19 protein-coding genes are annotated in these 25744 nt (G+C 38.6%); 11 read left to right on the top strand and 8 right to left on the bottom strand.

The annotated features are described in order from the left end of the window. Nucleotides 1-92 precede the first annotated feature (92 nt). On the bottom strand, nucleotides 93-482 hold the full coding sequence (locus tag AC5JMK_RS17955; RefSeq protein ID WP_096676706.1) for a hypothetical protein: 390 nt from the start codon (nucleotides 480-482) through the stop codon (nucleotides 93-95). A gap of 822 nt (nucleotides 483-1304) precedes the next feature. On the opposite strand from AC5JMK_RS17955, the gene AC5JMK_RS17950 reads away from it, so the two are divergent. The 8 genes from AC5JMK_RS17950 (at nucleotide 1305) to AC5JMK_RS17915 (ending at nucleotide 12693) form a co-directional block, all read left to right on the top strand. Next, on the top strand, nucleotides 1305-2579 hold the full coding sequence (locus AC5JMK_RS17950; protein WP_096676705.1) for a glycosyltransferase family 4 protein: 1275 nt from the start codon (nucleotides 1305-1307) through the stop codon (nucleotides 2577-2579). Beyond that, nucleotides 2486-2698, top strand: a complete 213-nt coding sequence (locus AC5JMK_RS17945; protein ID WP_495910722.1) for a PEP-CTERM sorting domain-containing protein — start codon at nucleotides 2486-2488, stop codon at nucleotides 2696-2698. Before AC5JMK_RS17950 ends, AC5JMK_RS17945 begins: the two co-directional genes overlap by 94 nt. A 150-nt stretch (nucleotides 2699-2848) precedes the next feature. Continuing rightward, nucleotides 2849-4570 carry an Rqc2 family fibronectin-binding protein gene (locus AC5JMK_RS17940; protein ID WP_096679069.1) on the top strand — a complete coding sequence of 574 codons (1722 nt, stop codon included), beginning with the start codon at nucleotides 2849-2851 and terminating at the stop codon, nucleotides 4568-4570. Between the two features lie 807 nt (nucleotides 4571-5377). Continuing rightward, complete coding sequence (locus tag AC5JMK_RS17935) at nucleotides 5378-5728, top strand: hypothetical protein (RefSeq protein ID WP_495910721.1); 351 nt, start codon at nucleotides 5378-5380, stop codon at nucleotides 5726-5728. Between the two features lie 760 nt (nucleotides 5729-6488). Next, the gene (locus tag AC5JMK_RS17930; protein ID WP_096679067.1) at nucleotides 6489-7091 is read left to right on the top strand and encodes a helix-turn-helix domain-containing protein; all 603 of its coding nucleotides are present in this window, start codon (nucleotides 6489-6491) and stop codon (nucleotides 7089-7091) included. Between the two features lie 21 nt (nucleotides 7092-7112). Further along, nucleotides 7113-10157: a peptidase domain-containing ABC transporter gene (locus tag AC5JMK_RS17925; RefSeq protein ID WP_096676701.1), complete on the top strand. Its 3045-nt coding sequence runs from the start codon at nucleotides 7113-7115 to the stop codon at nucleotides 10155-10157. Between the two features lie 71 nt (nucleotides 10158-10228). Beyond that, nucleotides 10229-11779: a beta-barrel domain-containing protein gene (locus tag AC5JMK_RS17920; protein WP_096676699.1), complete on the top strand. Its 1551-nt coding sequence runs from the start codon at nucleotides 10229-10231 to the stop codon at nucleotides 11777-11779. Nucleotides 11780-11913: 134 nt separating this feature from the next. Further along, nucleotides 11914-12693: a peptidylprolyl isomerase gene (locus AC5JMK_RS17915; protein WP_495910720.1), complete on the top strand. Its 780-nt coding sequence runs from the start codon at nucleotides 11914-11916 to the stop codon at nucleotides 12691-12693. 367 nt (nucleotides 12694-13060) lie between these two features. Here AC5JMK_RS17915 and AC5JMK_RS17910 read toward each other — a convergent pair whose 3' ends face one another. After that, complete coding sequence (locus AC5JMK_RS17910; protein ID WP_495910719.1) at nucleotides 13061-13261, bottom strand: hypothetical protein; 201 nt, start codon at nucleotides 13259-13261, stop codon at nucleotides 13061-13063. Between the two features lie 52 nt (nucleotides 13262-13313). Beyond that, nucleotides 13314-13514 (bottom strand): hypothetical protein, encoded by a 201-nt coding sequence (locus tag AC5JMK_RS17905; RefSeq protein ID WP_495910719.1) that lies wholly within the window; start codon nucleotides 13512-13514, stop codon nucleotides 13314-13316. Nucleotides 13515-14710: 1196 nt separating this feature from the next. Here AC5JMK_RS17905 and AC5JMK_RS17900 point away from each other — a divergent pair. After that, nucleotides 14711-15580: an S-layer homology domain-containing protein gene (locus AC5JMK_RS17900; protein ID WP_495910718.1), complete on the top strand. Its 870-nt coding sequence runs from the start codon at nucleotides 14711-14713 to the stop codon at nucleotides 15578-15580. A gap of 214 nt (nucleotides 15581-15794) precedes the next feature. Here the strand turns inward: AC5JMK_RS17900 and rfbB are convergent, their stop codons facing one another. From rfbB to AC5JMK_RS17880, 4 genes are all read right to left on the bottom strand, one after another. Beyond that, complete coding sequence (gene rfbB / locus AC5JMK_RS17895) at nucleotides 15795-16859, bottom strand: dTDP-glucose 4,6-dehydratase (protein WP_096676689.1); 1065 nt, start codon at nucleotides 16857-16859, stop codon at nucleotides 15795-15797. Between the two features lie 113 nt (nucleotides 16860-16972). Continuing rightward, complete coding sequence (locus AC5JMK_RS17890; protein WP_096676687.1) at nucleotides 16973-19306, bottom strand: WD40 repeat domain-containing protein; 2334 nt, start codon at nucleotides 19304-19306, stop codon at nucleotides 16973-16975. A gap of 563 nt (nucleotides 19307-19869) precedes the next feature. Continuing rightward, nucleotides 19870-20259 carry a hypothetical protein gene (locus AC5JMK_RS17885; protein ID WP_096676685.1) on the bottom strand — a complete coding sequence of 130 codons (390 nt, stop codon included), beginning with the start codon at nucleotides 20257-20259 and terminating at the stop codon, nucleotides 19870-19872. Nucleotides 20260-20560: 301 nt separating this feature from the next. Continuing rightward, nucleotides 20561-20692, bottom strand: coding sequence for a hypothetical protein (locus AC5JMK_RS17880; RefSeq protein WP_495910717.1), 132 nt, complete (start codon nucleotides 20690-20692; stop codon nucleotides 20561-20563). A gap of 472 nt (nucleotides 20693-21164) precedes the next feature. On the opposite strand from AC5JMK_RS17880, the gene fdhD reads away from it, so the two are divergent. Together fdhD and AC5JMK_RS17870 are read left to right on the top strand one after the other, a co-directional pair. Continuing rightward, nucleotides 21165-22001, top strand: a complete 837-nt coding sequence (gene fdhD, locus AC5JMK_RS17875; protein ID WP_096676683.1) for a formate dehydrogenase accessory sulfurtransferase FdhD — start codon at nucleotides 21165-21167, stop codon at nucleotides 21999-22001. A 435-nt stretch (nucleotides 22002-22436) separates the two neighbouring features. Next, the gene (locus AC5JMK_RS17870) at nucleotides 22437-23495 is read left to right on the top strand and encodes a DMT family transporter (RefSeq protein ID WP_096676682.1); all 1059 of its coding nucleotides are present in this window, start codon (nucleotides 22437-22439) and stop codon (nucleotides 23493-23495) included. 84 nt (nucleotides 23496-23579) lie between these two features. On the opposite strand, the gene AC5JMK_RS17865 is transcribed toward AC5JMK_RS17870, so the two are convergent. Next, nucleotides 23580-25721 carry an ATP-binding response regulator gene (locus AC5JMK_RS17865; protein ID WP_495910716.1) on the bottom strand — a complete coding sequence of 714 codons (2142 nt, stop codon included), beginning with the start codon at nucleotides 25719-25721 and terminating at the stop codon, nucleotides 23580-23582. Nucleotides 25722-25744 lie beyond the last annotated feature (23 nt).

Below are 25744 nucleotides of genomic sequence, written 5' to 3'. Positions count from 1 at the left end.
CGAAGGATGAGGCTTGTATCCTATTAATTTCGGTCAAAGGCTAAAAAAAGTGATTTTCATGCTTTAGGCGGATTGCAGTTTGATACATTTACTTAGTCAAAAGGGATATGCAACCATTTTTGTAAGTGCGATCGCAAATTTTGGTTGAAATGCGAACGTTGATCGTATTTGTCTGTACGAATTGGCTTGCGTTGTTGATCTAACACCCAACCATAATCGCTACTTAAGCGCAGTTTATCTTGCCAATCTGAAATAGAGACAATCAGACTAGGCGCAGGAATGTTATCTGTGTCTTTGACTTTGAATACGTAATTAAATGTATTCTGTTTGCCAGGAGCAACAGTTGAGGGTTGTCCACATTCTGCCAAAAGTCGCGATCGCACTTGTTCTACCAAACCAGGTTTATCTATTTCTTCGAGTGTGCGAACTGCTAACGTCAGAGCAAAGTAAAACTCTTCAACGGAAATGAATTCTAATTGCATAAGGGTATTTTACTAGACACAGAATCTATATCTTCCTATAATTGCTTTCTAATTTTGCTACAGCGTCTATTCATTTTATTTTTGCCGAGAAGATTTAATACTCCACTTCGCTGCACGCCAACTTGAAAATAAAATCGGGGATCGGGGAAAAGATTTTTTATGGCTTTGACCTTTTATAAATGGTAGGTTTATTTCCGCGCCCGCTGTACTAGTAGTAGTGACCAATGATCAATGAATAACCATTGATATTTCAATGCTTCAGGATAGAGACTATCTATATCTTGAAGTGAAAATATATAAGTAGCTTAATATCTGCATAATATTTATAACGTAAATTTATTATTTGCTCAAGTTTCCTAATTCATATTTTTCTTCAGAGATAGGGAAGTGTCTCAAGATTTTTCTAAAACAGGTTAGTTTTATTACTAATTTCCAAATTCTTAAATGTATAAAAAATAGCTTGAATTTAAAAAATAAACTCTAAATACTTAAATTATTAGTATTTAGAATAAATGTTATTTGTATTTTCTATCAAATAAGTTCATATATTACATTTGTGTAACTCAATTTCAGAAACTTTCCTAAAAAAATTCTCTTTACTTATCGAAAGTATCAAATAAACATATCACCAATTAGATATAAAGAAAACAAATGGAATTATGTAATTCAGCAGATGACTTCTAGTCACTGGTGTATAAAAATATTTGACATATTAAATTAAAATAAAAATTACTTAAACATTCGACATAAATTAGTGATGTGAAAAGATAGACAAGACTAAAACTTGCTTAACATCTCTTTCAAATCAAAAACCAACAAACTATGAACTCTAGAACTGAACAACGCATTGCCTTGATTTCAGTCCATGGCGATCCAGCAATTGAAATAGGCAAAGAAGAAGCTGGAGGACAAAATATTTATGTGCGCCATGTAGGTGAAGCTCTAGCCCGGCTAGGATGGCAAGTAGATATATTTACCCGGAAAATCAGTCCAGAGCAAGATAATATTGTTCAACATCATCCTAATTGTCGAACAATACGTTTGGAAGCAGGTGCTGTTGAATTTGTCCCTAGAGACAATTTATTCGCATATTTGCCAGAATTTGTGGATAATTTCCTCGATTTCCAAAGAGAAAATAGTGTTAGTTATCCATTAATTCACACAAACTATTGGCTTTCTTGCTGGGTGGGAATGCGGTTAAAGAAAATTCAAGGAAGCAAGCAGGTTCATACATACCACTCATTAGGAGCTGTTAAATATAACACTATCAAGACTGTTCCTTTAATTGCCAGTACACGGTTAGCAGTGGAAAAAGAAGTATTGGAAACAACAGAACGGATTGTGGCGACAAGTCCACAAGAAAAAGAACATATGCGATCGCTCGTTTCCACAAAAGGTAACATTGATATTATTCCCTGCGGTACTGATATTGAGCGATTTGGTTGTATTGATCGACAAGCAGCAAGAGTTAAGTTAGGTCTTAATCCCGAAGACAAAGTAGTTATGTATGTGGGGCGTTTTGACTACCGTAAAGGTATAGAAACCTTGGTGCGTGCTGTAGGACAATCTCGATTCCGTGGTGAGAAAAATCTTAAGCTGATGATTGGCGGTGGTAGTCGTCCGGGACACAGCGACGGTATGGAACGCGAACGAATTGAAGATATTGTTGCGGAATTGGGAATGAGCGACTTTACCATCTTTACAGGTCGTCTGAGTCAGGATATTCTACCTACTTATTATGCTGCGGCTGATGTTTGCGTTGTTCCCAGTCACTATGAACCATTTGGATTAGTAGCGATAGAAGCGATGGCCAGCTATACACCAGTAGTAGCAAGTGACGTTGGTGGACTTCAATTTACTGTCGTGTCTGAAGAAACTGGTTTGCTAGCACCACCACAGAATGAAGAAGCTTTTGCTGTGGCGATTGATCGAATTCTTGCCAATCCCCTATGGCGAGATAAACTAGGTCAAGCAGCGAGAAAGAGAGTGGAAACCAAATTTAGTTGGAATGGTGTAGCGGCTCAACTGAGTCAACTATACACCCAGTTATTACAACCAAAAGTTCAAGAACAAGAACCAGTATTACTAAGTTCATAACCATTGGCACTTCTCCACAGAGCGTACCAGAACCTGCCACAGTTGGTGCGATTTTCTTAGCTGGAATTGCAGGTGTAGGTGCAGTAAAAGAAAAAAACAGGCTCAAGAAGAAACTCTAAGAGCCTTCTGATATTGAATTGACATTTCTCTCAAAGTCAATTGCCGCTACCATAAAAGATGCATACCGATAGAGATACATTTATTCAGTGTGCATCTCTTGTTTTCAAGAGCTATGTCAACCATTAAAGTTAATTGAGCGAAAAATTGTTGTGCAAACATTCGACTTTACCACTCTCAGCGCTGTTTGTAGCGACATCCGCGCTCACTGGTTACCATCGCGCTTGGAACAAGTTTATCAACGCGATCGCTATACTATTTGTGTTGCGCTACGTACCCTAAAACAGCGCAGTTGGCTAGAAATTTCTTGGCACCCCCAAGCTGCGCGTCTGCACATTGGTGATCCACCACCGCGATCGCCAGACACATTTACCTTTAGTCAGCAATTAGTTCATCAGTTGGGTAATTTGGCTTTAGTAGCAGTTGAGGCGATCGCACCTTGGGAACGGGTCGTTGATTTACAATTTGCTCGTCGTCCGGGAGAACAGCCTCTGTATCATCTGTATATAGAAGTTATGGGTAAATATAGTAATGTTATTCTGACTGATGCAAATAATATTATTATTACTGCCGCTCATCAGGTCAACCAACAAAAATCGAGTGTTCGTCCCATCCTCACCGGACAAGCTTATGAAACCCCACCCAGCCTGACTAATGCTATACCCAGTTTGAGCGAATCCCAACAACGCTGGCAAGAACGAGTAAGTTTAATTCCAACAGCGATCAAGCGACAATTGTTGAAAAACTATCGTGGTGTTTCTCCAGCATTATTACAGTCAATGCTGTTGGCTGCGAATATAGATCCAGAAACAAATACTGATACCCTGACACCTCAAGATTGGCAAAATTTGTTTGCACTTTGGCAAGAATGGTTACAAGCTTTAGTAGACGAGAAATTTCAACCAGCTTGGACAACAGAAGGATACACTATAATTGGTTGGGGTGGAATTGAACCAGCAACAGATATTCAAGAATTACTCAACCGCTACTACACAGATCAACTTAATCAACAAACTTTCTCTCAACTACGTCATCAACTGACTCAAAAAGTCAGTAATCTTCTAGAGAAATTGCGGCTAAAAGCACAAACTTTTCAGCAACGCTTACAGCAATCGGATCGAGCCGATGAGTATCGCACCAAAGCTGATTTGTTGATGGCGTACCTGCAAAACTGGGAACCAGGAATGAAGGAAATCACCCTTCCTGATTTTGAAACTGGTGAGTCATTACAAATTGGACTCGAACCAGATAAAAATGCTGTACAAAACGCTCAAAATTTCTATAAACAACACCAAAAACTCAAACGCGCTCGTACTGCTGTCGAACCACTACTAGCAGAAGTCAACGCCGAAATTGAGTATTTAGAACAAGTCGAAGCTGCGATCGCTCAAATAGAGAATTACACAACAGCAGCAGATTTGCAAGCCCTCGAAGAAATTCGTGAAGAATTAATTCAACAGCAGTATTTAGAAGAGCAAGAATACCGCAGTCGTAGTACTAGCGAAACCCCTGATAACTTTTATCATTACCGCACCCCTAACGGTTTTGAAGTCTTAATAGGTCGTAATAATCGACAAAATGACCAATTAAGCTTCCGTATCGCTGGCGATTATGACTTGTGGTTCCATACTCAAGAAATTCCAGGTAGCCATGTACTATTACGGCTAGAACCTGGTGCTGTTCCAGACGAAGCAGATTTACAATTCACTGCTAATCTAAGCGCTTATTACAGTCGCGCTCGTCAAAGCGACCAAGTACCAGTAGTTTACACTCAACCAAAGCACGTCTATAAACCCAAGGGAGCTAAACCGGGAATTGCTATTTACAAGCAAGAACGTATTATTTGGGGACAACCGCAGTTAGTAAATAGTTAGTGGAGCATCCCAAAAATTAATTTGAGTCGTCTTTAGACGACTTGCGCTATGAGCTAAGGGTTTAAACCCTTAGCAGGAGATTGGGTTGGTGTAATATCTCAGTTAAATTATTCTTAAAGATAGAAGTCAAATTTCTTGGTCGATTTCTTTTTTTGATAAAAATTAACTCAAAATCTGTGTTGGCTGCTACAATCTTGTTAAGAAAGATTGCTCGTTGCGTTCTGGAAACGCAATGTTTGGATTTCACTCTATATGAGAAGAGAACATAAAGGATAGCCTTGTTTATAGATCAGCCTGTTACGGCTGGTCTTTTTTTATATGTGACTATTACGCTTGACAAGCGTTATCAAGCGCGATCGCTTCTTCTTTTCTGGGTAGAAATTTAGGTTTTCCATAACAATAGCTCAAAAATCATCGCGCTTTGATATTGACAAATTCTCCCTTCTTATCTAAAAAAACAGCCCTGGGGGTATTAGAGGGGATCTAGAAGTACTTAAAATCACAGCCAACCACTTTCAAACAACCTCTTATATCAAAAAATAATATTTACCCCTTTTCAAACACGATTTTTTTCTTATTTTAGGGTTGATGCTTTTATGAAATTTAGCACTCAATGCATCAAACTGCTAATTTTTTGATGGATAAACTTTAGCACTAAAAACAATAAAGTGCTAATTTATCTAGTTTTCAATATATACGATATTACGACATTATTACGATATAAAATACTAAAATACTGAACTTAAATATTTTTCAACAAATTTCAAGATAAACATAATTTAAAAACTTTCGTATGAGGGAACAGCAATGAAATACACTTTTGATATTGTTGGAGTATCCCAAGTTTTACAGTTTTTTCATCACCAACAAGAAACTTTGCACATATCACAACATCAAGGTGTGGAATATATAGCAACGCATATATGTACGTTAGATGCATTTCTAGAATCTGTGGAACCAGTACCATCCAAATGGAATTGGGATAAGGATGAGGTTGTGAGTACAGTCATAGATTTTTGGGTGCAGAATTCTGATAGTATTCGTTATTGGAAAGCACGTTTAATTGATGCTGGCACTGATAATTTACTAATAGCAAGAGTTGCAGATATCAAAGCCTTAAAAGTAGAATTGGAATCTTTGCTAGGTAGAAATTTGTAGCTATAGCATTCCTAAATCATTAGTGAACGACAAGATCCCCGATTTTTTCAAAGAGTAGGGGATCTGGCTGCGTAAGTTGGCGATCCGTTAGGGTAGACAGGTTTCCCAACATTGTTTTCTTGTTCCCTGTTCCCTGTTCAACTCTAATGTTACATATCTTTAGGCTTGAATTGTAGATGTGATTGTTGAGCAATAGTAGTAAAATAAGTACATTTGCCGCATCTACCTTGGTACATTCTCAAGCCACGCGCAGTGTACCAAACTCCTATTTATTATTCTGTGTCAAATGTTTATCTCTGTCTTTCCACTTAAGAAGATAGAAATATTTTGATGCCGATAGTACTGATGCAACAGTAAGCTATAGGATGCTATTTACGTAATTATAGTCAGTGATATTTACCAGGTTTTTGTGAAAATTCTGTAAAATAGTTTGCTTTTTGATGAAAAATTTCTTAGCGTTTGATAAAGATACTGTAAAACTTATAGACCGACAAAACACTCAGACTGGAAATCGATTAGCCTGTATTGAAGAGTACAATGACCAAAGTCATGTAACAAGTTTATTCTAAATTTTCATTAAAAAATAAAGGTTCTGACAAATGAAATCATATATGGCAATGTTGAAACTTATACAAAATACAAGTTTTCTTTCTTGAGAAATAAAGTTTTTAAAAGAACAATTAGAACTCAGTAAAAATTTTGTAAAAAGAATATGAATTAATTCACTTGCCTAAAGTTGATGCCAACTGGTGATAAAATTATGCAGAACAATTCTATTAACAAGAATGCCCTAGAAAGCTATGACAGCAAAGAGAGTAAGTTTTTAACGCCCTTTCAGCGAAAACTTTTACTAAAACATTTGCAAACTGATTTGCAACCAGAATACAGACGCAGGCTAGAAATCATGTTACTAGCAGACATGGGTAAAAGCCAGGCTGAAATCTGTCGCATTTTAGGTTGCTCTCAAGAGATGGCACGGTATTGGATTGCGATGGTACAAGCAGGACTAGCGCACCAATGGAATGAGCGACCGAAAGGCAGACCAAAAACTGTTAACAAGCAATATCTTGAAAGATTGCAAGAACTGGTAACACATAGCCCACGTGAGTATGGCTATGCTTTTACCAATTGGACAGCCCAATGGTTAAGCAAACACCTAGCTTTTGAACTAGGAATTGAAATTAGCGATCGCCACATTAACCGACTACTCAAACAAAAAGGGCTGTCTACCAAACATAAATATCAAGAAGGAAAACAAGAAACTGAACAGTTCAAAAACGTTGGAATTCAGATTGTTGATTTGCAGTCTAACAGCGAGTTGAACGTTGATTGTTCATTTAACTTAATGAAAATTAGCAACTAAATATATTTGTGAGGTACGGAAATGCCATCAGTATTTGACCAGCAACAGCTAGGTCAAACACTCACCCGTGTTTTGGGTGAAAAGCTTGCTAATCAAGAAATGCAAAGCTGCATGAAGGCGGTAGAAATATTAAAGCCGCCAGTAGCAAAGCTTTTTTGGCAAGCGACGACAGGAAAATCAGGAATTTATCTAGTTTTAACGGGTAAAGTGCGGCTATTAGATCGCTCAAACAACTTAATTACCACCCTCAATCCTGGGGGAGCATTTGGTGAAACGAGTTTGTTTGTCAAAGAACAATGGCTTCCCTATGCTGCTAGAGCTTCTTCTAACTTGCAACTTGCTTATTTGCCAAACGAAGTTTTGCAAGTTTTGATGAGTAAGCATCCTCGGATTGGCGATCGCCTCAGAAAACAAGCAGAAATTTGGGATTTAATGCTCACTTTGCTGCATCAATATCAAGAAAAAAGCAGTACCTCTGGTGAAGGTATACTCCAAGCCTTATCTGTATTTGAGCGACATGATTTAGAGTTGGGCAGTGTTAATGCCAAACTCCGCCAAGATAGTAAACTATGGCTAGTACATCAAGGAGAATTACAGCATCCTGATGGTCGTTATTTAACTGCTGGAAATATCTATGAAATATCCCGCGCAGACGATTTACAGGTTACACAACCAACAACAATTGCATACACTCTCAGTCATGCAAACTGGGAAATAGCCCTGCAACACTGGTCTGACTTAGGCCAATTAATTGACTCAAAGGTTGCTTCTGTCACCACACAAAAACCTATTGAGAACAGAAAAGTCATTCCTTTTCCCTCAACAGAATCGTCAACAGCACCAAAACCAAAAAAACGCCAATCTTATTTTCCCAGTCCCCAAGTAAAATTTGGGCAACTTTGGGGACACATCACTCGGCGCTATCCTTTCTATGCTCAACAAAGCGCCTCAGACTGTGGTGCAGCTTGCTTAGTAATGATTGGTCGTTATTGGGGCAAGCAGTTTAGTATTAGTTTGTTGCGAGATTTAGCCAATACTAACCGTAGTGGTGCTTCCATCAAAGGTTTAGTCGCCGCAGCAGAAAGCATCGGCTTTTCTACCCGGCCTGTCAAAGCTAGTCTTGATCAATTAGCACAACAATCATTACCTGCAATTGCCCATTGGGAAGGCAAGCATTATATAGTCGTCTATGAAGTTAACAAAAAGCAAGTGATTGTCTGCGATCCTGCAATTGGACAACGCAGTCTCACCCACGAAGAATTCCAAGCTCATTGGACTGGTTATGCGTTGTTGCTGCAACCAACAGTTGGGTTAAAAGAAACCCCAGAAGCCACTCAACCATTTTGGCGATTTTTTGATTTAGTCAAACCTCATACAGTTGTATTGGTAGAGGTGTTTGTTGCTTCGATCTTGATTCAATTATTTGGGTTAGTAACACCACTATTTACTCAACTACTTTTGGATCGAGTTGTTGTCCAAGGTAGCACCCTGACCTTAAACGCTGTCGGTTTGGGGTTAATCATTTTTGGTTTATTTCGTGTCGCCATCAGCGCCCTACGACAATATTTATTAGATCACACAGCTAACCGGATAGGCGTCGCCTTGATGGTGGGTTTTCTGAAACACACTTTTCGTTTACCTTTAGCATTTTTTGAATCTCGATACGTTGGTGATATTGTTTCTCGCGTCCAAGAAAACCAAAAAATTCAGCGCTTTTTAACAGGAGAAGCACTGACAATTGTTCTGGATTTATTAACAGTATTTATCTACATCGGATTAATGTTTTGGTACAGTTGGCAACTAGGATTACTGGTGCTATTGGTTGTGCCACCATTTGTTTTAGTGGCGCTGATTGCCACACCTTTTTTACGCTTAATATCCAGAGAAATTTTTAAGAGTGTAGCAAAAGAAAGTAGCTACCTGATCGAATCACTGACCGGGATTCGGACAATCCGTTCAATGGCAATTGAGCAGACAGTACGTTGGCGTTGGGAAGAGCTGCTCAATCAATCGGTGAAAAAGAATTTCTCTGGTCAAGTGATTGGTGTACGGTTGCAACTTGTAAGTAGTAGCATTGAAACTTTAGCAACCACGATTTTACTTTGGTTTGGCGCATGGCAGGTAATCCAAAATCAACTAACTATCGGGCAATTAGTTGCTTTTAACATGTTGTTGAGTCAGGTAATTCAGCCTTTTCGACGATTAATTGTCTTGTGGAATCAACTACAAGAAGTAGTGATTTCTACAGAACGGATTAACGATATTTTGGAAGCCGAACCAGAAGAAGATTTAAACACCTCAGCCAAGCAAATGCTTCCCCAGATGATTGGTAGTGTTCGCTTTGTGGGAGTAACTTTCCGTTATCATCCCGAAAGTGAATATAATATCCTGGAAAATCTCAGTTTTGAAATTAAACCAGAACAAACAGTAGCCCTTGTTGGACGTAGCGGTTCCGGGAAAACTACCCTCTCAAAACTCATATTAGGTTTATACCCAGCGACAGATGGCAAAATCTTGATCGATGGTCAAGATATCACAGCTCTTTCTTTACGATCGCTCCGACAACAAATAGGAGTAGTTGATCAAGATACCTTTTTGTTTGGTGGAACTATTCGTGAAAATCTGAGCATTGCTCACCCCCAAGCCACTCTAGAAGATATTATCCAAGCCGCAACCATTGCTGGTGCAGATGAATTTATTCGCCGACTACCAATGGGTTACGAAACTCAAATTGGTGAAGGAGGTGGTTTGCTCTCTGGTGGACAACGCCAAAGACTGGCGATCGCCAGAGCTTTGGTTGGTAATCCCCGCTTATTAATTTTTGACGAAGCCACAAGTCATCTGGATTCAGAATCAGAGCGGATCATTCAAAACAATCTCAAAACGATTCTGGCTGGGCGCACAAGTATTATTATTGCTCATCGCCTCTCAACGATTCGCAATGCGGATTTAATTCTGGTTTTGGATCGTGGTGTTTTGATAGAAAGTGGTACTCACGATGAATTGATCAACGCCAAAGGACATTATTTTTATCTCAATCAACAACAACTTGCTCAAGTTGGTTAAGATACACATTTTTCCTTTTCCTAACCTTTATTCAAACCAAGCGCACAAAAAACTTGACAGGGTACACAAGTATGGCTAACTTATCCAACAACTTACCGTCTATATCAGCAAACAACCAGACAAATGGGCGTCGTAATTACAGATCGGCTGAAGATCACGAATTCGAGCAAGCAACGTTCCCAGAAACAGAAGGAAATGATTGGTATTATGGCACAGAAGAACTTTTAGATGCCCTACCCAAGCGTTGGACACGTTCTTCACTATATTTTTTAATGAGTTTTGCTGTTGTCGTTTTACCTTGGACAGCGTTTTCTCGAGTGGATGAAACAGGAAACGCCAGAGGACGGATAGAACCACTAGGAAAAACGCGAAAATTAGATAGTCAAGTTGGTGGTAGTGTCGTAGCCGTTAAGGTAAAAGAAGGAGATACAGTTAGAACAGGACAAGTTTTAGTTGAATTGGAATCAGATGTTCTGCGAACCGATTTACAACAAGCAAAAACTAAACTCGAAGGATACCAAAATCGATTAGTACAGTTTGAGTTACTCAAAAACCAAATAGTTTTAACAAATAGCGTTCAAGAACAACAAAATAAATCCCAAGAATTAGAAAAACTTTCACAAATATATCAAGCGCAGCAAGAATTAGGTGCAAAAGAGAGTACTTATAATTCTCAAAAAATAGAAAAACTAGCTTTAGTTGATCAAGCAAGACAGAATATTTATAGTACCGAAGCTATTCATAAATTAGCTAACAGTCGTTTAGATCAGGATCAGAAAGAGGCTGAACGTTACGAAAAATTGCAAAATCAAGGTGTTGTCCCCCAGATTAAAGTTATAGAACTAGATAAGGAAGCACAAGAAAGTCAACAATTACAAGAAAAAGCTCAATCTGATGCCAAACAAGCCGAATTACGTTACAAAGAGGAAACTAGTCGTTATCAAACAGTAATTAACCAAGCTAAAGCAGAAATTCAACAAGCTAAACTACGTTTGCAAGAACAACGCAGTAGTTATAACAGTGTAGTAGAAGCAGGGAAAATAGCTGTTCTCAAAAATCAACAACAGCTCAAAGATTTACAATCACAAGTTGCTGAGTTGCGATCGCTCATCGCTCAAAGTAGAAGTGAAATTTTATCATTAAATCTTCAGTTACAACAACGCATTATTAGGTCGCCAATTAATGGTGTAATTTATGAGTTGCCGATAGAAAAACCTGGCGCTGTCGTCCAAGCTGGTCAAGAAGTTGCTCAGATTGCACCTAGTAATTCTGATTATATCCTCAAGGCACAAATGCCTAGCCAAGAAAGCGGTTTCTTAAAGGTGGGAATGCCTGTCAAAATGAAATTTGATGCCTATCCTTTTCAAGATTATGGAGTTGTTGAAGGACAAGTACGTTGGGTTTCACCAGATTCAAAAATTGTCGAAACCCCTCAAGGTAATATCGAAGTTTTTGATGTCGAAGTTACCCTAGATAAACCTTATATCCAAGCAGGGGATAAACGTATTATACTCACCCCTGGTCAAACAGCAACCGCAGAGGTAATTGTTCGTCAACGTCGTCTGGCTGATTTTATCTTAGATCCGTTTAAGAAACTGGAAAAAGGTGGTTTGGAGTTGTAGTTAATTAAAGCCAATCATGATGTAATAATTAGCAGTTAGTTGTTATCATTAGCTATTAGTTATTTGATAAATCTTAACTGTTAAACAACGATTGACTCGACGCAAACTTTGTAATTGGAATTCATAATTTCACCATGTCGAAAGAGTTAAAAATTTCCAGCGTAGATATTTTGCAGCAAATCAAACTCTCCTGCCAAGTTCCAGAATTAGTGCAAGCGATCGCAAATCGCAAAATTGTTGCAGATGCTGCAAATCAAGCAGGTATAAAAGTTGAAAACGCAGAACTGCAAAAAGCAGCAGATAATTTGCGCGTAACTAATAAACTACTCAAAGCAGAAGACACTTGGGCATGGCTGAAAAAACATCATCTTGCTGTAGAAGAATTTGAACTATTAGCAGAAACTAATTTGCTTTCTGCAAAACTGGCAAGTCATTTATTTGCTGATAAAGTTGAAGCGTTCTTTTATGAAAATCAACTCAATTATGTAGCTACGGCTATCTATGAAGTTGTTTTAGATGACGAAGACTTGGCTTTAGAACTATTTTATGCCCTTCAAGAAGGCGAAATTAGTTTTGCAGAAATTGCTCGCCAATATATTCAACATCCAGAATTACGCCGTGCTGGTGGATATCTTGGTGTGAAAACTCGCAGTGAATTACGTCCAGAAATTGCTGCTGCTGTTTTTGCTTGCACTCCACCAGGAGCAATTAAGCCTATTGTTACTCCTAAAGGAGTTCATTTAATTTGGGTGGAAGAAATTATTCAACCTCAATTAAATGATTTAGTGCGACTGAAGATTTTGAGTGATTTATTTGCTAATTGGTTAAAACAACAAAGTTCTACATGGAACATCACTGTAGATTTAGACTCAGATCATGATTTGTCTGGAAAAGAACTGTTGAAGCAAGCTTAAATTTAGGTCTGAATCTAAAAGTAGAGACGTAGCAATTCTACGTCTCTACTTTCCTAGTCAGCTTTATCTGACTTTAGCTATTAGCCAAAAAATTAATTTTTTGGCGGTATGAAAAGCTGGTGCAAGATCTCAGTATGGGAATTCTCTTTTAACTTTTTAATTGATTCAGCAAAGGCAAAATTTAGTTAAAACTTGACAAAATTAAACCTGTAAACTAAAATTTGGTGATACTGCAAAAAGTTTAAACTTTTTGCAATATCACCAATATTTTACCTTAGACAAACAAGGGTATTCAATTTTAGTTGAGATTTACTTGTGGTTGTAGAACAAAGTATTGTTTTACAACCACAATTGTGTAAGTCAGAGATTAAACTCCACCAATAGCACCTAAGAGTTCAGAGAAGCTAGCTCCAAACTGAAAGATTTTCTGGCTAGCAATTTGTGCTCCCAAACTAGCTAGACCACCAACGAGTTCGTTGAAAGACAAACCACCAACAACAGCAGCAGCGTCTACTTCAGAAACTTCGGTCATTTCTACGTTGATGTCGGAAATTGTAATTCTAGACATGATTTGATTCCTTTTGAGTGAAAGTAAGTGTCAAGTTACGCGTCTTTAGAGATTAAACTCCACCAATAGCACCTAAGAGTTCAGAGAAGCTAGCTCCAAACTGAAAGATTTTCTGGCTAGCAATTTGTGCTCCCAAACTAGCTAGACCACCAACGAGTTCGTTGAAAGACAAACCACCAACAACAGCAGCAGCGTCTACTTCAGAAACTTCGGTCATTTCTACGTTGATGTCGGAAATTGTAATTCTAGACATGATTTGATTCCTCTTGAGTGAAAGTTAAGTGTTTTGTTTTGGACTCAGCTTTTGTTTGCTTCATCCATGTTTTTATTTTGCTATTTAAAACCATGAAAAACAAGGGTTAGCAATGAAGGCTTTAGACAAAGCCACTGGAATTATGTCTCAAAATTTTCTTAAAGTATTTGAGCTTATTTTTGAAGATATTGTTAATAGAATTTATGAAGTAAAGATTAAGTACAGCGATCAAAGACCTTTCATTCTAATAGCTTCTTTGAGATGTTTTACCAGTAGTCGAATAAACCAAAATATCTCAAAATCAACATATCTATTTATCCAGCAATCTCTCAAAGCAAATTTGAAGTAGTTGTAAAGCATGATTGTCAACTCAGATAAGATAAAATTCAAAGTTACTTATCCTTTTCTCATAGTTTATGATTTCAAATGCCAGGTCAAGTGTTTTTGAATAAGTTTAAAGACAAAATTCCGGCAATTTTGTCTTGATAAATTTACTTACAATAAGCTGTTTCACATTTAAGTTGCATATTTTGTTTGACTGAAACCTTTGACTGACTTGGCTCGCTCTGGAAAATTAGATGTGGTTCAGCTTACCATGCTGACTTTTTAAGTCCTGGTGATGTGAAAATCTAACCCGCTAAACCTGTTTGGTGTAAGGAAAGGAGTAATAAAATTAAAGCCTCTTTCCTTGTTGACTTTTCTAATTAGGAATAAGCTGTTCAGCATTTAAATCGAGCGAGCAATCTCGACACAGTAAGCAGTATAGCTCTCAAAAATCCTAGTTTAAATGCACATCAGCTTATGTCTCGCTTTCACCCCTCCACCCCTGGGTAAGATGGAGTTATGACTTTCGTAATGCTGTCAATACTTAAAGTATTTTATTAAAACTGATCGATACTTCTTTGATGGTATAGAGCAGCTCATAAAGTCAAGCTCCCCGACTTCTAAGAGAAGTCGGGGAGCTTGTCTCTCGCAGATGATTTAGGAATAATGCATATTAAAACTAAAAAGTGGAAATTTAGTGGAGAAGTGAGCAGGAAGTTGAAAAATGTAATCAAAAAAAATGTATTTATCTAAAATATCCAAATTAGAAATACTTCAAACATGATATTTCTCTATCAAAAGCTAGAAAAATCAAGACCTATATAGAGTTAAGCTTAAGTTATAAAGAGATTTAAATTAATGGGAGAAATATTATGTTTAAAATTCCTGTTTTATCATCAGAACGTAAAATATCACTTTTGTTAGCATTAGTAACATTAACATCTGTACCATTTTTTGATTCCATACCACAATCAGTTATTGCAGCACCAGAAAGAGCAACTAACTTTCCTGATACACAAAATCATTGGGCGCAACCTTTTATTACAAGACTAGCAGAACGCAATATTATTACCGGATATCCAGATGGAACCTATAGACCAAATCAGTCTGTTGATCGGGATGAATTTGCAGCAATTATTCGTCAAGCTTTTAACCAAAATAAAGAACGAACAATACCCAGTGGTAGTGTTTATAAAGACGTTCCCGCTAACTATTGGGCGGCTGAACCCATTGAAGAAGCTTACGAAATGGGATTTATGCATGGTTATCCCGGAGAATATTTTCGACCAAAACAGCCAGTCTCTAGAGTTGAAGCATTAGTATCATTGTCTCAAAACTTAAATTTGACAACTGCTCAAACAGCTAGAAGACAAACAACTAGAAGGCGATTTTTCTTTCCACTCGCAATGACTACTTTAATGCAGCCGTTGATGACTGCTAAAGCCACAAATAAAACAGTTTCTCCTTTGCAAAATGCTCCAGCCTCAGCCGTAGTCAGCAATTATTATACAGATGCCAAAAATATTCCTCAATATGCAGTTGATGACGTAGCAGCAGCAACTCAAGCAGGAATTGTTGTAAATTATCCTAATACCAAAATTCTCAATCCCAATCAGCCTGCGACTAGAGGAACAATTGCAGCTTTTATCTATCAAGCATTAGTTAATCAAGGAAGGCTAGAACCACTTTCTAATAATGTAAAGGCTTATAATTATATTGTCGATCGCAGCAATAACCAATAAGTAGTTGTACAAAAAGACTGTTTAATTTGTTTGAGGGATCTCCGAAAGGCCTGAGTCGTATGAATACGACTTGTGCTATGAGCAAAGGGTTTAAACCCTTTGCGGTAGATTGAAAAAATTAGGATGCTCCCTACAACTGTTGCTTGGCTAGTGGAGGCGATCGCGACCCAGCGAAAATATTTTTAAGTCATTGAGAAGCACCTATTTAATTTGTTCAAAAAACATAATTTTTTTGGTAATATGCCTGATACTCTTGCGATAACAAAGGTTTCCACCAGTTATTATGAGTGAGATACCATGCAACTGTCAGATGCAAACCTTCTGCAACAGTAACTGAAGGTGTCCAACCTAACTGAGTTTGAATTTTAGTAGCATCAATGGCGTATCTGCGATCGTGTCCAAGTCTATCTTTGACAAAAGTAATTAAGTTTGCTGCTGGACGCACGGGCAAATTAGGGGCTAATTCATCCATAAGCTGACATAACATCTGCACCAAATTGATATTTTCTACTTCATTATTACCGCCGATATTGTAAGTTTCGCCTGGTATACCACGATTAATCACTATATCTAAAGCACTACAATGGTCGCCTACGTAAAGCCAATCTCGGACATTTTTACCATCACCATACACGGGTAATTCTTTACCAATTAAAGTATTAATACATATTAGAGGAATTAGTTTTTCAGGAAACTGATAGGGACCATAATTATTAGAGCAATTAGTGATAATTGTTGGTAGTCCATAAGTATGGTGATAAGCACGAACTAAATGATCACTACCAGCTTTTGATGCAGAGTAGGGACTATTGGGAGCATAAGGAGTAATTTCATTAAAAGGTGGATCATTAGGATTAAGACTACCGTAAACTTCATCAGTAGAAACATGCAGGAAGCGATAATTTGTAGGTAGAGAATTTGCTTGCCAGTGTTGACGAAAAGCTTCTAGTAAAGTATATGTACCCACTACATTAGTTTCGACAAAAGCACCAGGTCCCAAAATTGATCGATCAACATGAGATTCGGCAGCAAAGTGAGCAATAGTATCAATATTCTCTGTTTCTAATAGTTGATCTAGCAACGAGCGATCGCATATATTTCCTTGGACAAAACGAAAATTCTCTTGCTTCTCCAACCCTGCTAAATTGGCAATATTTCCTGCATAAGTCAAAGCATCTAAAATTACCACCCGATCACTAGGATAATTTTGACACCAATGATGTACAAAATTCGAGCCAATAAATCCCGCACCACCAGTTATCAATAACCGACGACTCATTTTATTCACTCCTGTGATCAGTTATCAGTTATTTGTGATAACTGTTTACTGATTTAAGTATGCACTTTATAATATCTGCTGGTGTTTGCTTACTTTAGATGTGATTTTCTATATTAGGCTACTTGCCAGATTTTAATGGTTTTATCTGAACTACCACTGACAATCAATTGATTGTCAGGGCTAACAGCAACAGAATTAACTACCCCTGCATGTCCGTTGAGAGTTTGTAAGAGTTCTCCGGTTTGCAAACACCAGATTTTGATGGTTTTGTCAGCACTACCGCTAAACAAAAGTTGTCCATCTGGACTAATCGCAACTGATTTAACTTCATCTGTGTGATCAGCGAAGGTATGCAGCATCTTCCCGCTTTCAAGTTCCCAAACTTTGATGGTTTTGTCAGCACTACCGCTAAACAAAAGTTGTCCATCTGGACTAATCGCAACTGAGTATACGTCGCCTTTATGTCCGTTGAGAGTGCGTAGTGGTTCACCTGTGCGCGAGTTCCACAAACGAATTTTTTTATCACTGCTAGCACTGGCGATGATTTTACCATCGGGACTGATCGCAGCACCATGAACAGGAGAAGAATGCCATAAAGTACAGATGCGATCGCCTTTGTGGAGGTTCCAAATCTTGATTTTATTACTACCGCTAGCTAAAATTTCTCCGTCTGGGCTAATCACCACAAAATTGACTGGTTTTTGATGTCCCAAAAGTTTGTGCAGTAGTTTTCCACTAGACAGATGCCAGACTTTTACATTACTTCTGGGATGTTCGCAACTACCAACAGCAAGGAAATTACCATCGGGACTCACAGCAACCGAAGAAACTTCTCCCAATTCATCTTTAAGAGTGCGGATTGCTTTTTTGGTGTGCAAATTCCAGATTTTAATCGTTTTGTCTGCACTTCCACTGACTAAAATCTGTCCATCCGCAGTGATGGCGACAGATGAAATTTTGCCTGTATGTCCGGTTAAAGTTTGGCTAAGATAAGCATTTTTCAGTTGACGTGGGTGTCGAGAGTCGGCGATCGCGTATAAAATTTCTTCGACTTCGTTAATACTTTGACTATCACCAACTACTGAAAAATATTCTTTGAGTTTTTGGAGATATGGTGTATCTGCTGTGGTGGCTGCGTTTCGTATCGCCTCAACTAGATTATTAACTTGCAGTTGTGGTACTTGGTGCAGTTCCAACCATGTACCAATAGAGTATTCTAATTGTTCTTCTGCCAAAGAGCGATCGCTCAGATGCGATAAACTCTGAGCTAATTGCAACGCTAACTCCGGAATCCAGTAACGGTGTTTTTCTTCTAGAGCTTGATAAACTTGTTTGTATCCTGAAGCGATCGCTTGCAGTGATTGCAAGTCAATTTGGCTTTTAAGCAAACTCGGCAGTAAATCTGGTAACAGGGGAGATACATCATGATGAATCAAGTGATAAATATCTGCTATCCAACCAGCAACTAGACAATGACAGGTAACTAAAACTTGGCTAAGTTGTTCTAAGTCTTGATGATTAATTTTATATCGTAAGGATAATTTACTAACATCAACTCCTTTGGCTCTCCATTTTTCTTCTTTTTCTAAGATTGCTAAATTACTAGCACTATCTTTACCTAAGTAATTAATTTCCTCTATTTTTTCTCCTTGCGCTATTAATTCATCTCGGATACTTTTCCACTCATAGGCGCGGTTTTTTGCCGACTGTTCAACAATTTCTCTATAAGATATCCGAGATATTGTTTTATAGTAATAACGCTCTTGTCCTAGTCCCCAATAACCAATCCGAAAATTTAGGTAGTCTCCATCAGCTTCAGACTCTAAAATTAAAATCGGCTCTGTTTTCAACATTCCAAACAGAGCCTTAATACTAGATTCACTGTGAAAACGCTTACTGTCCCATGCTCCTGCTAAAAACTCTGTTGGTCTGATCGTATTCTGTAAAGAATAATATTTACTCAAGAAATCTCGTAATCCCTCCGCTACCATTAACTCGATATCAGTAGCAAATTCTTCTTCTCGATAATCAAACTGATCAAATCCTACTTTCGGAGGAGCCAGAAAAATTTTTAAAGGTTTACGTTCATAATTAGTACCAGACTCTAAAATCTGTGAAGGATACAACCGCAAAGGCCAGCTATCAAATAGTTTATTAACCTCTGGAATCTTGAGCGCTGTTTCCTGTTCCTGGGTTGCGATTTCTAACTGCATCTGATGGTAGTAAACAGCTAGCTGCTGTTCTTCCGATTTTTGTTGCTCGTATCCTCCTAAATAGGTAAGCTTTTCACTGGCACTGTTGACGGTTTGGATAATTTCTTGAATTTTGGCAGGATAATCGTTTTTAGTTCCATCAGAACGCGCATCATTATTTTTTGGCACCAAACTTGCAATTACAGGCGCAAATTCTAGTACTAATTGTAGTAATAACCTTAAGCCTTGCTCCATACAGAGATGCCTGCTAAATAAAAAATCTCAAAAGCTTTCATTATTATCAACGCTATAGCTTCATTCAATTAGGCATTATTGCCATCCGGCAAATTCCCACACATTTCTATTCTACTGCTTTATTGCATCCAACTTTACATAACCATGAACAAAGGAGCAATAACTAATCATAAAGCAAGACAGTACAAAACTGAGTGCTTATACTCATAAAAAATCGCTGAAATTGCCTCAAAAGCCATCATTATCGATGAAAATTAAAGTTGAGATTTTGTGATTTGCTTCACTCCTCGACAGCGAAATTCAAAACAATAAGGAAGTTTTTAATCATCTCAATCACTATGGAAACTTGTTCATATCTTGCACCAACTTTTCATTCCGTCAAGAAATAAATTTATTAGCTAAGAGGATGTTTGAAAAGTCCTCTTGTCGGTAGCAAAATGTTTTAGCTCTCTCTCTAAATCCCTCTTCCAAAGGGGGACTTTATTCTAGGGGGATCAAAATATTACATGAAGATCCCCGACAATTCTTGCAAAGTCGCGAATCTGACATTTAGGATTGCGATTCTAGAATTTTATTCCTAATTGACCATTGATGCCGCGCACAGAATTGTAACCAGCGCCCAAGAAAAGATTGTCACCAGCACCTAGTTGAACTCCACCTGAAACCGCAAGTCCTTTATCTTCTGAATAATATCCTAATCCAACATATGGTGAAACTACTGGTAAGCTAATAAACTTTAGCACATCTACACCTGTGGCACTATCAGGGCCGATTCCCAATTCCGCACCCCAATTCAAAGCCCTTGCACCTACAGAATAAGTAACATCACCATCTTTGCCACCAACTGATACCCAAGGTTGTGGTATCAATTGAGCATGAGCTTGTTGTGGAAAAAACAGCACTAAAAAACCAACTGATGTAATGATAGTTTTGACAATAGCCGCAGTCTTCACATTTTTCTCCTTCCTACCACTCTTTAGCTAATAGACGAATTTTCTTCGTGTCTTTGTGCCTTGGTGGTGAAGAATAGAAAAATGGAGAGTGAAGGAAACCGACTTAGGGTGTAGGTATAAAACTTGTTGTCGTAAGGACACTAAGTTTTGTCGTAGAGACACCAACTTGTGTCGTAAGGACACTAACTTGTGTCGTAGAGACACCAACTTGTGTCGTAGAGACACCAACTTGTGTCGTAAGGACACCAACTTGTGTCGTAGAGACACCAACTTGTGTCGTTAGATCACAACTTCAGTGAACTTAAAATTTTGCACCTACCCCATATCTCGCCTGAGAATAAATTCTCAACTCTAATAGCATAAGTCCGTTGAAACTGATATCTTGCACCAACCGCATATCCCGCCTCAGAATGAATTTATCGGCTAATAGCATAAGTCAGTTAAAACGGACTCAAACACCGTCCTAGTCAGATTTATCTGACTTTCGCTATCAGCCAAGAAATTTATTTCTTGGCGTTACGAAAAGTTGGTGCAAGATTATGAATTAACCGAAATTCAACTACCCCGCGTTGTAGTGATTAAGTGAAATTACTACAATATAAACTAACATTGATGCACAGGGCAGCCCCAATGAAACAATTTCACCACCAAAGATAAAAGAGGTTTTTACCCTACACCCACTTTCAAGTCAGCAAATCGCCACAGCATACCTACCAAAACCTAAAGAATACTCAAATTACGACCTTTCAATTTTCATCTCACCAGCTTTTGTGTTTAGCGTCGTGTTCAGTGTGCTATGTACAATTTTAGGTTACAAAGCCATCCGCCGATTTCGCCGGTAAAGTCGCTACGCGCCTACTCGACAGAGTAATCTAAAATCCAAAATTGTTTGAGCAATATATATCATGAACCAATCTAAAGGCAGTAAAACTCAAGCTAGAGTTTGGGTAGTGGAAAATGGCAAAATACGATCGCGCTCTGACTATATCACCACAGAAGAACCTTTAGAAATTCGTCTGATATCTCCGCGTCGGACAGTTGCAATCACTATGCGAACCCCAGGCGCAGATTTTGAACTAACTGCTGGTTTTCTTTACACTGAAGGAGTGATTAGCAACCGACAAGATATCCAACATTTGAGTTATTGCGTAGATACACAAATAGATGGCGAACAACGTTTTAATATTGTCAATGTAGAACTACGAGAAGATTTGCATCCCAATTTACAGCCTTTGGAACGTCACTTCTACACCTCCAGCGCTTGTGGAATTTGTGGTAAAGCTAGTCTGGAAGCTTTACATTTGCGGGGTGTTGCAACCATACCCCCAGAACCAAAAGTGACACCAGAAATTCTCTATAGTTTGCCAGAACAACTAAGGGCCGCTCAAGGTATATTTAAAGCTACAGGTGGTCTACATGCTGCTGCATTATTTGATACTCAAGGACAATTGATCAGTTTGCGAGAAGATGTTGGACGTCACAATGCCCTAGATAAACTTATTGGTTCAGCTTTATTGAGCGATCGCTTACCTTTGCATAACCACATTGTCATGGTGAGTGGACGCTCTAGCTTTGAGATTTTACAAAAGTGTACAGTTGCTGGAGTACCAATTATCTGTGCTGTTTCCGCTCCTAGTAGTTTAGCGGTTTCTCTAGCTAGAGAATTTGAAGTTACCTTAATCGGATTTTTGCGAGGACAAAAATTTAATGTTTATTCTGGTTGGGAAAGAATAAACGTCTAAATTAAACCAAAAAATTTTCTTTGAAACAAGAAACTCCAAACGGGAGTATCCCAAATGTTCAAAAAACCCGCCTGCGATTCAAATCGCAGTCTCATTTGCATTGTCCCCAAAAAAACGGGCAGGCTTATAAACCCCTTTATTAATCAATGGGCCATGCGGAATATCCAAAGAAGCCTGCCCGTTTTTTCTACGTGGAAGACCCTCATAAATAAAGTCTGCTTAAGCAGACTGTTTGATTTATTTGAGTCTTGAGTCGTATTCATACGACTTGTGCTATTAGCTAATGGTTTAAACCCAAGCGCGGGATATTGAAAAAATTGGGATGCTTCGGGGATCTGGGTGCGATCGCAATATGATACAAAGCCTTGTACAATTCAAATTAGTTCTGAATCAAATCTAACAAAATAAACTGAAATTAGTTTTTATATAGACTCCATGAGAGTAACACGTCGTCTACTTGCACGCGGCATACCAGCACAGCTTTATTTATGGTTTGCTGTGATTATTTTCGGTGCTGCAAACTCTGTCACGCGCAAACTCACGGAAATCGGCGCTCAACGTTTTGTGGATGGTCGCAATCCCATTTCGTTCTGCAATGTTTTATTTGTAGGTAATCTTTGCGCGTTGATAGTGCTAATTCTTATATATGGGAAGCAGTTTAAATCTTGGAAATTACAACAGTTTTCCAGAGATAAATGGTTTAATTTAACATTACTAGCGATTATTGGTGGTGCTGTAGCACCTGGTTTGATTTTTCAAGCGCTGGCGTTAACTAATGTCAACAATGTTGTTTTAATTGGACGCTTAGAACCTCCTTTAACTTTGGCATTATCTGTCTGGCTATTGCGCGATCGCGTGAATTTTTGGGAAATAGTTGGCGCGCTGATCTCATTTGTCGGCGTGGTACTTACTATTTTTTTGCCTTCGACTTTCCAAGGTATGACAGAGATGAAAAACTACTTTAGTTTAGGCACAGGAGAAATTTTAACAGCGATCGCAGCCATAACATTAGCAGCATCAACAATTATTGCTAAAGCAAAACTATCTCAAATACCTTTAGGTTTTCACAGCATTTTTCGTACAGTCTTGGGAACAATAATATTTTTCTTTACTGCTTTACTGCTTTATGGTGAAAATCACTTTATGGATGCACTTTCCCCATTTTTATGGAAGTGGATGTTAGTTTATGGCCCAGTGATTGTAGTAGTTGGTCAATCATTTTGGATGGCTGGTTTGAAAGTTTCTAGTGTCTCCCAAGTCTCCTTAGTTGGGTCGTTTACTCCTGTGATTGCGGTAGTTGCAGCTTATTTAATTTTGTGGGAAGTTCCTACTTTAGCCCAATATATTGGTGGTGCAGTAATTTTAATTGGTGTAATTGTCGGTCAAATTGGTATTCAACGCAAGCAATCATCTGATCATGCTGCTAATTCAAAGATAAATTCTACAACCGAATTACGAGAAATTGAAAGTAAAGTAGGATTCAAGGGAATGTAACTTGCAAAGTAATACTGCTACCACCATCAACAAATAAAGTTTGTCCAGTAATAAATGAAGCGTCGGAAATCTTTTTTTAAACCCCTACACCCTCTTTCCAGACATTCTGGCAAGTCTAGCAGCGATCGCCACTAATTCACCTGCTCGAATTGGTTTAGCTACGTGTAATTGGAAACCTGCTGTCATCGCTTCTCTGGAATCATCTTCTCTGGCGTATCCAGTTAGTGCTAAGGCTGGAATCCTGCCACCTTGTTCTAATTCTATTTCCCTAATTTTACGGATAAGTGTGTAGCCATCTTCGTTTGGCATCCCGATATCGCTCACTAGTATATCTGGTTTGGATTGTTCAATAACTGCCAACGCCGCACCTGTTGAGCCAACAGCAATAACTTCTGCACCACTCTCTTGCAAAACTGTGCTAATCCATTCTCGTACATCCACCTCATCATCTACAACGAGGACGCACAAACCGTCAAGTCTGGGAGGATTGTTTGATGCTACTGCTTGTTCTCCAACTGTTGGCGGCTGTATCTGGTTATTATTGTTTGTTTGAACATCCTTTAATACAGATAATACAGAGACATCTAAAAGCGGTAGTTTTACTGTAAACGTTGCTCCTTGTCCTATTCCCTGGCTTTCTGCATCAATAGTACCGCCATGTAATTCTACCAAATGACGCGCGATCGCAAGTCCTAAACCTAACCCTTTATTTGACCTTGTACTTGTACTATCAGCTTGACGAAAACGCTCAAAAACGTAAGGCAAAAAATCAGGACTAATACCTTTACCTGTGTCACTCACCTGAATTTGGACATGGGGGATCGGGGAAGGTAGGGGTCCCCTTTGGGGATAAGGGGAAGGTGGGGCCCCTGGAGGGGATAAGGGGTAATGGGGATTGGGAAGAGACTTGTTAAAAAATTCTCCCTTGTCCCCCTTGTCCCCATGTTCCTTCGACAATCGCACTTCAACTCGTCCCCCGTGGGGTGTAAACTTGATTGCATTGGAAAGTAAATTTAACACAACTTGTTGCAAACGTTCTGAGTCACCCCAAATTGACTCTAACGAAGTATCAAGCACCGATTTCAGTTGAATAGCTTGATCATCTGCTGTTGGTTGTACAACTTCTATTGCAGCTGTAATCACTTCTAATAGATCAACCGAGTCAAAATTCAGTGAAAGATTCCCCTGGACAATACGTGAAATATCTAGTAAGTCTTCAATAAGTTGCATCTGTAAGTTAGCATTGCGTTCAATTGTCTCAATTGCATCCCTGACTCTGCCCTTATCGAGTCTACCTGTTTGCAACATCCCAACCCATCCCAAGATTGCAGTCATGGGAGTGCGTAATTCATGGGAGACAATAGCTAAAAAATCATCCTTGGAACGGTTTGCTGCTTCTGCTTCAGCGCGTGCGGCTTGTTCACGCAATAATAGCTGATTGCGTTCTTCCTCAGATCGTTTGCGTTCAGTGATGTCTTGCATAATTTTTGAGAAGCCGCGCAGATTTCCGTTTTCATCTCGTAAAGGCGCGATCGCACAATGCGCCCAGAAATGTGTGCCATCCTTACGAATGTGCCAGCGATTATTCTTAGTAAAACCCTTAGTTGCTGCCTTTGTTAATATTTGCTCAGGTAATCCCCGCTCAATCGCATCTGGTGTAAAAATTAGTTGAAAATGCTGACCAATAATTTCTGCTTCCCGATAGCCTAAAATACGTTCTGCTCCAATATTCCAGCTCACAATCAAACCGTTTGCATCCAGGATAAAAATTGCGTATTCTCTCACACCTTCTACAAACAAACGGTAGCGTTCTTCACTTTGGTGTAGTTTTTCTTGGCTTTGACGCAAGCGATCGTAATTATGCTGGGCTTCTCGTTCATTAATATTGGCTTGCCGTTGAGCAGAACGTAACATCTGATTTAAGATGCTGATTAAAAGTGACACAAGCACAAATTGAGCTAGCCCTACTATATTAAAACCAATTACACTCAGAGAATAAACAGGAATTAAAAAGAAATAGGCGCAAGCTAAAGCGGACAGAAGTGTTGCTAGCAGCCCCAATTCTAAACCGCCATACCAAGAACTGATCATGACAGCAGCAAAAAATAGTGGATAAGCACTTAACTTATGCAGCAGTTGTAACAATTGTGTAAGTAGTAGTGCGAGTAAAACCGTTAGAATAGGAACGCAATAGCGTTTTAGGCGGAAAAGCATCAATTTTTGCATATTTATTTAGTTTTTTAGTTATT

This window comes from Pelatocladus sp. (genome assembly GCF_059505505.1).
The sequence above is the reverse complement of the archived record's forward strand: the minus strand, read 5'-3'. Positions and strand labels throughout refer to the sequence as shown.

Coding starts and splice junctions, on each gene's coding strand:
- AC5JMK_RS17870 (WP_096676682.1), top strand. CDS start 22,437: ATGAGAGTAACACGTCGTCTACTTGCACGCGGCATACCAGCACAGCTT.
- AC5JMK_RS17905 (WP_495910719.1), bottom strand. CDS start 13,514: ATGTCTAGAATTACAATTTCCGACATCAACGTAGAAATGACCGAAGTT.
- fdhD (WP_096676683.1), top strand. CDS start 21,165: ATGAACCAATCTAAAGGCAGTAAAACTCAAGCTAGAGTTTGGGTAGTG.
- AC5JMK_RS17880 (WP_495910717.1), bottom strand. CDS start 20,692: ATGCTATTAGCCGATAAATTCATTCTGAGGCGGGATATGCGGTTGGTG.
- AC5JMK_RS17900 (WP_495910718.1), top strand. CDS start 14,711: ATGTTTAAAATTCCTGTTTTATCATCAGAACGTAAAATATCACTTTTG.
- AC5JMK_RS17910 (WP_495910719.1), bottom strand. CDS start 13,261: ATGTCTAGAATTACAATTTCCGACATCAACGTAGAAATGACCGAAGTT.
- AC5JMK_RS17925 (WP_096676701.1), top strand. CDS start 7,113: ATGCCATCAGTATTTGACCAGCAACAGCTAGGTCAAACACTCACCCGT.
- AC5JMK_RS17915 (WP_495910720.1), top strand. CDS start 11,914: ATGTCGAAAGAGTTAAAAATTTCCAGCGTAGATATTTTGCAGCAAATC.
- rfbB (WP_096676689.1), bottom strand. CDS start 16,859: ATGAGTCGTCGGTTATTGATAACTGGTGGTGCGGGATTTATTGGCTCG.
- AC5JMK_RS17930 (WP_096679067.1), top strand. CDS start 6,489: ATGCAGAACAATTCTATTAACAAGAATGCCCTAGAAAGCTATGACAGC.
- AC5JMK_RS17920 (WP_096676699.1), top strand. CDS start 10,229: ATGGCTAACTTATCCAACAACTTACCGTCTATATCAGCAAACAACCAG.
- AC5JMK_RS17890 (WP_096676687.1), bottom strand. CDS start 19,306: ATGGAGCAAGGCTTAAGGTTATTACTACAATTAGTACTAGAATTTGCG.
- AC5JMK_RS17935 (WP_495910721.1), top strand. CDS start 5,378: ATGAAATACACTTTTGATATTGTTGGAGTATCCCAAGTTTTACAGTTT.
- AC5JMK_RS17950 (WP_096676705.1), top strand. CDS start 1,305: ATGAACTCTAGAACTGAACAACGCATTGCCTTGATTTCAGTCCATGGC.
- AC5JMK_RS17865 (WP_495910716.1), bottom strand. CDS start 25,721: ATGCAAAAATTGATGCTTTTCCGCCTAAAACGCTATTGCGTTCCTATT.
- AC5JMK_RS17955 (WP_096676706.1), bottom strand. CDS start 482: ATGCAATTAGAATTCATTTCCGTTGAAGAGTTTTACTTTGCTCTGACG.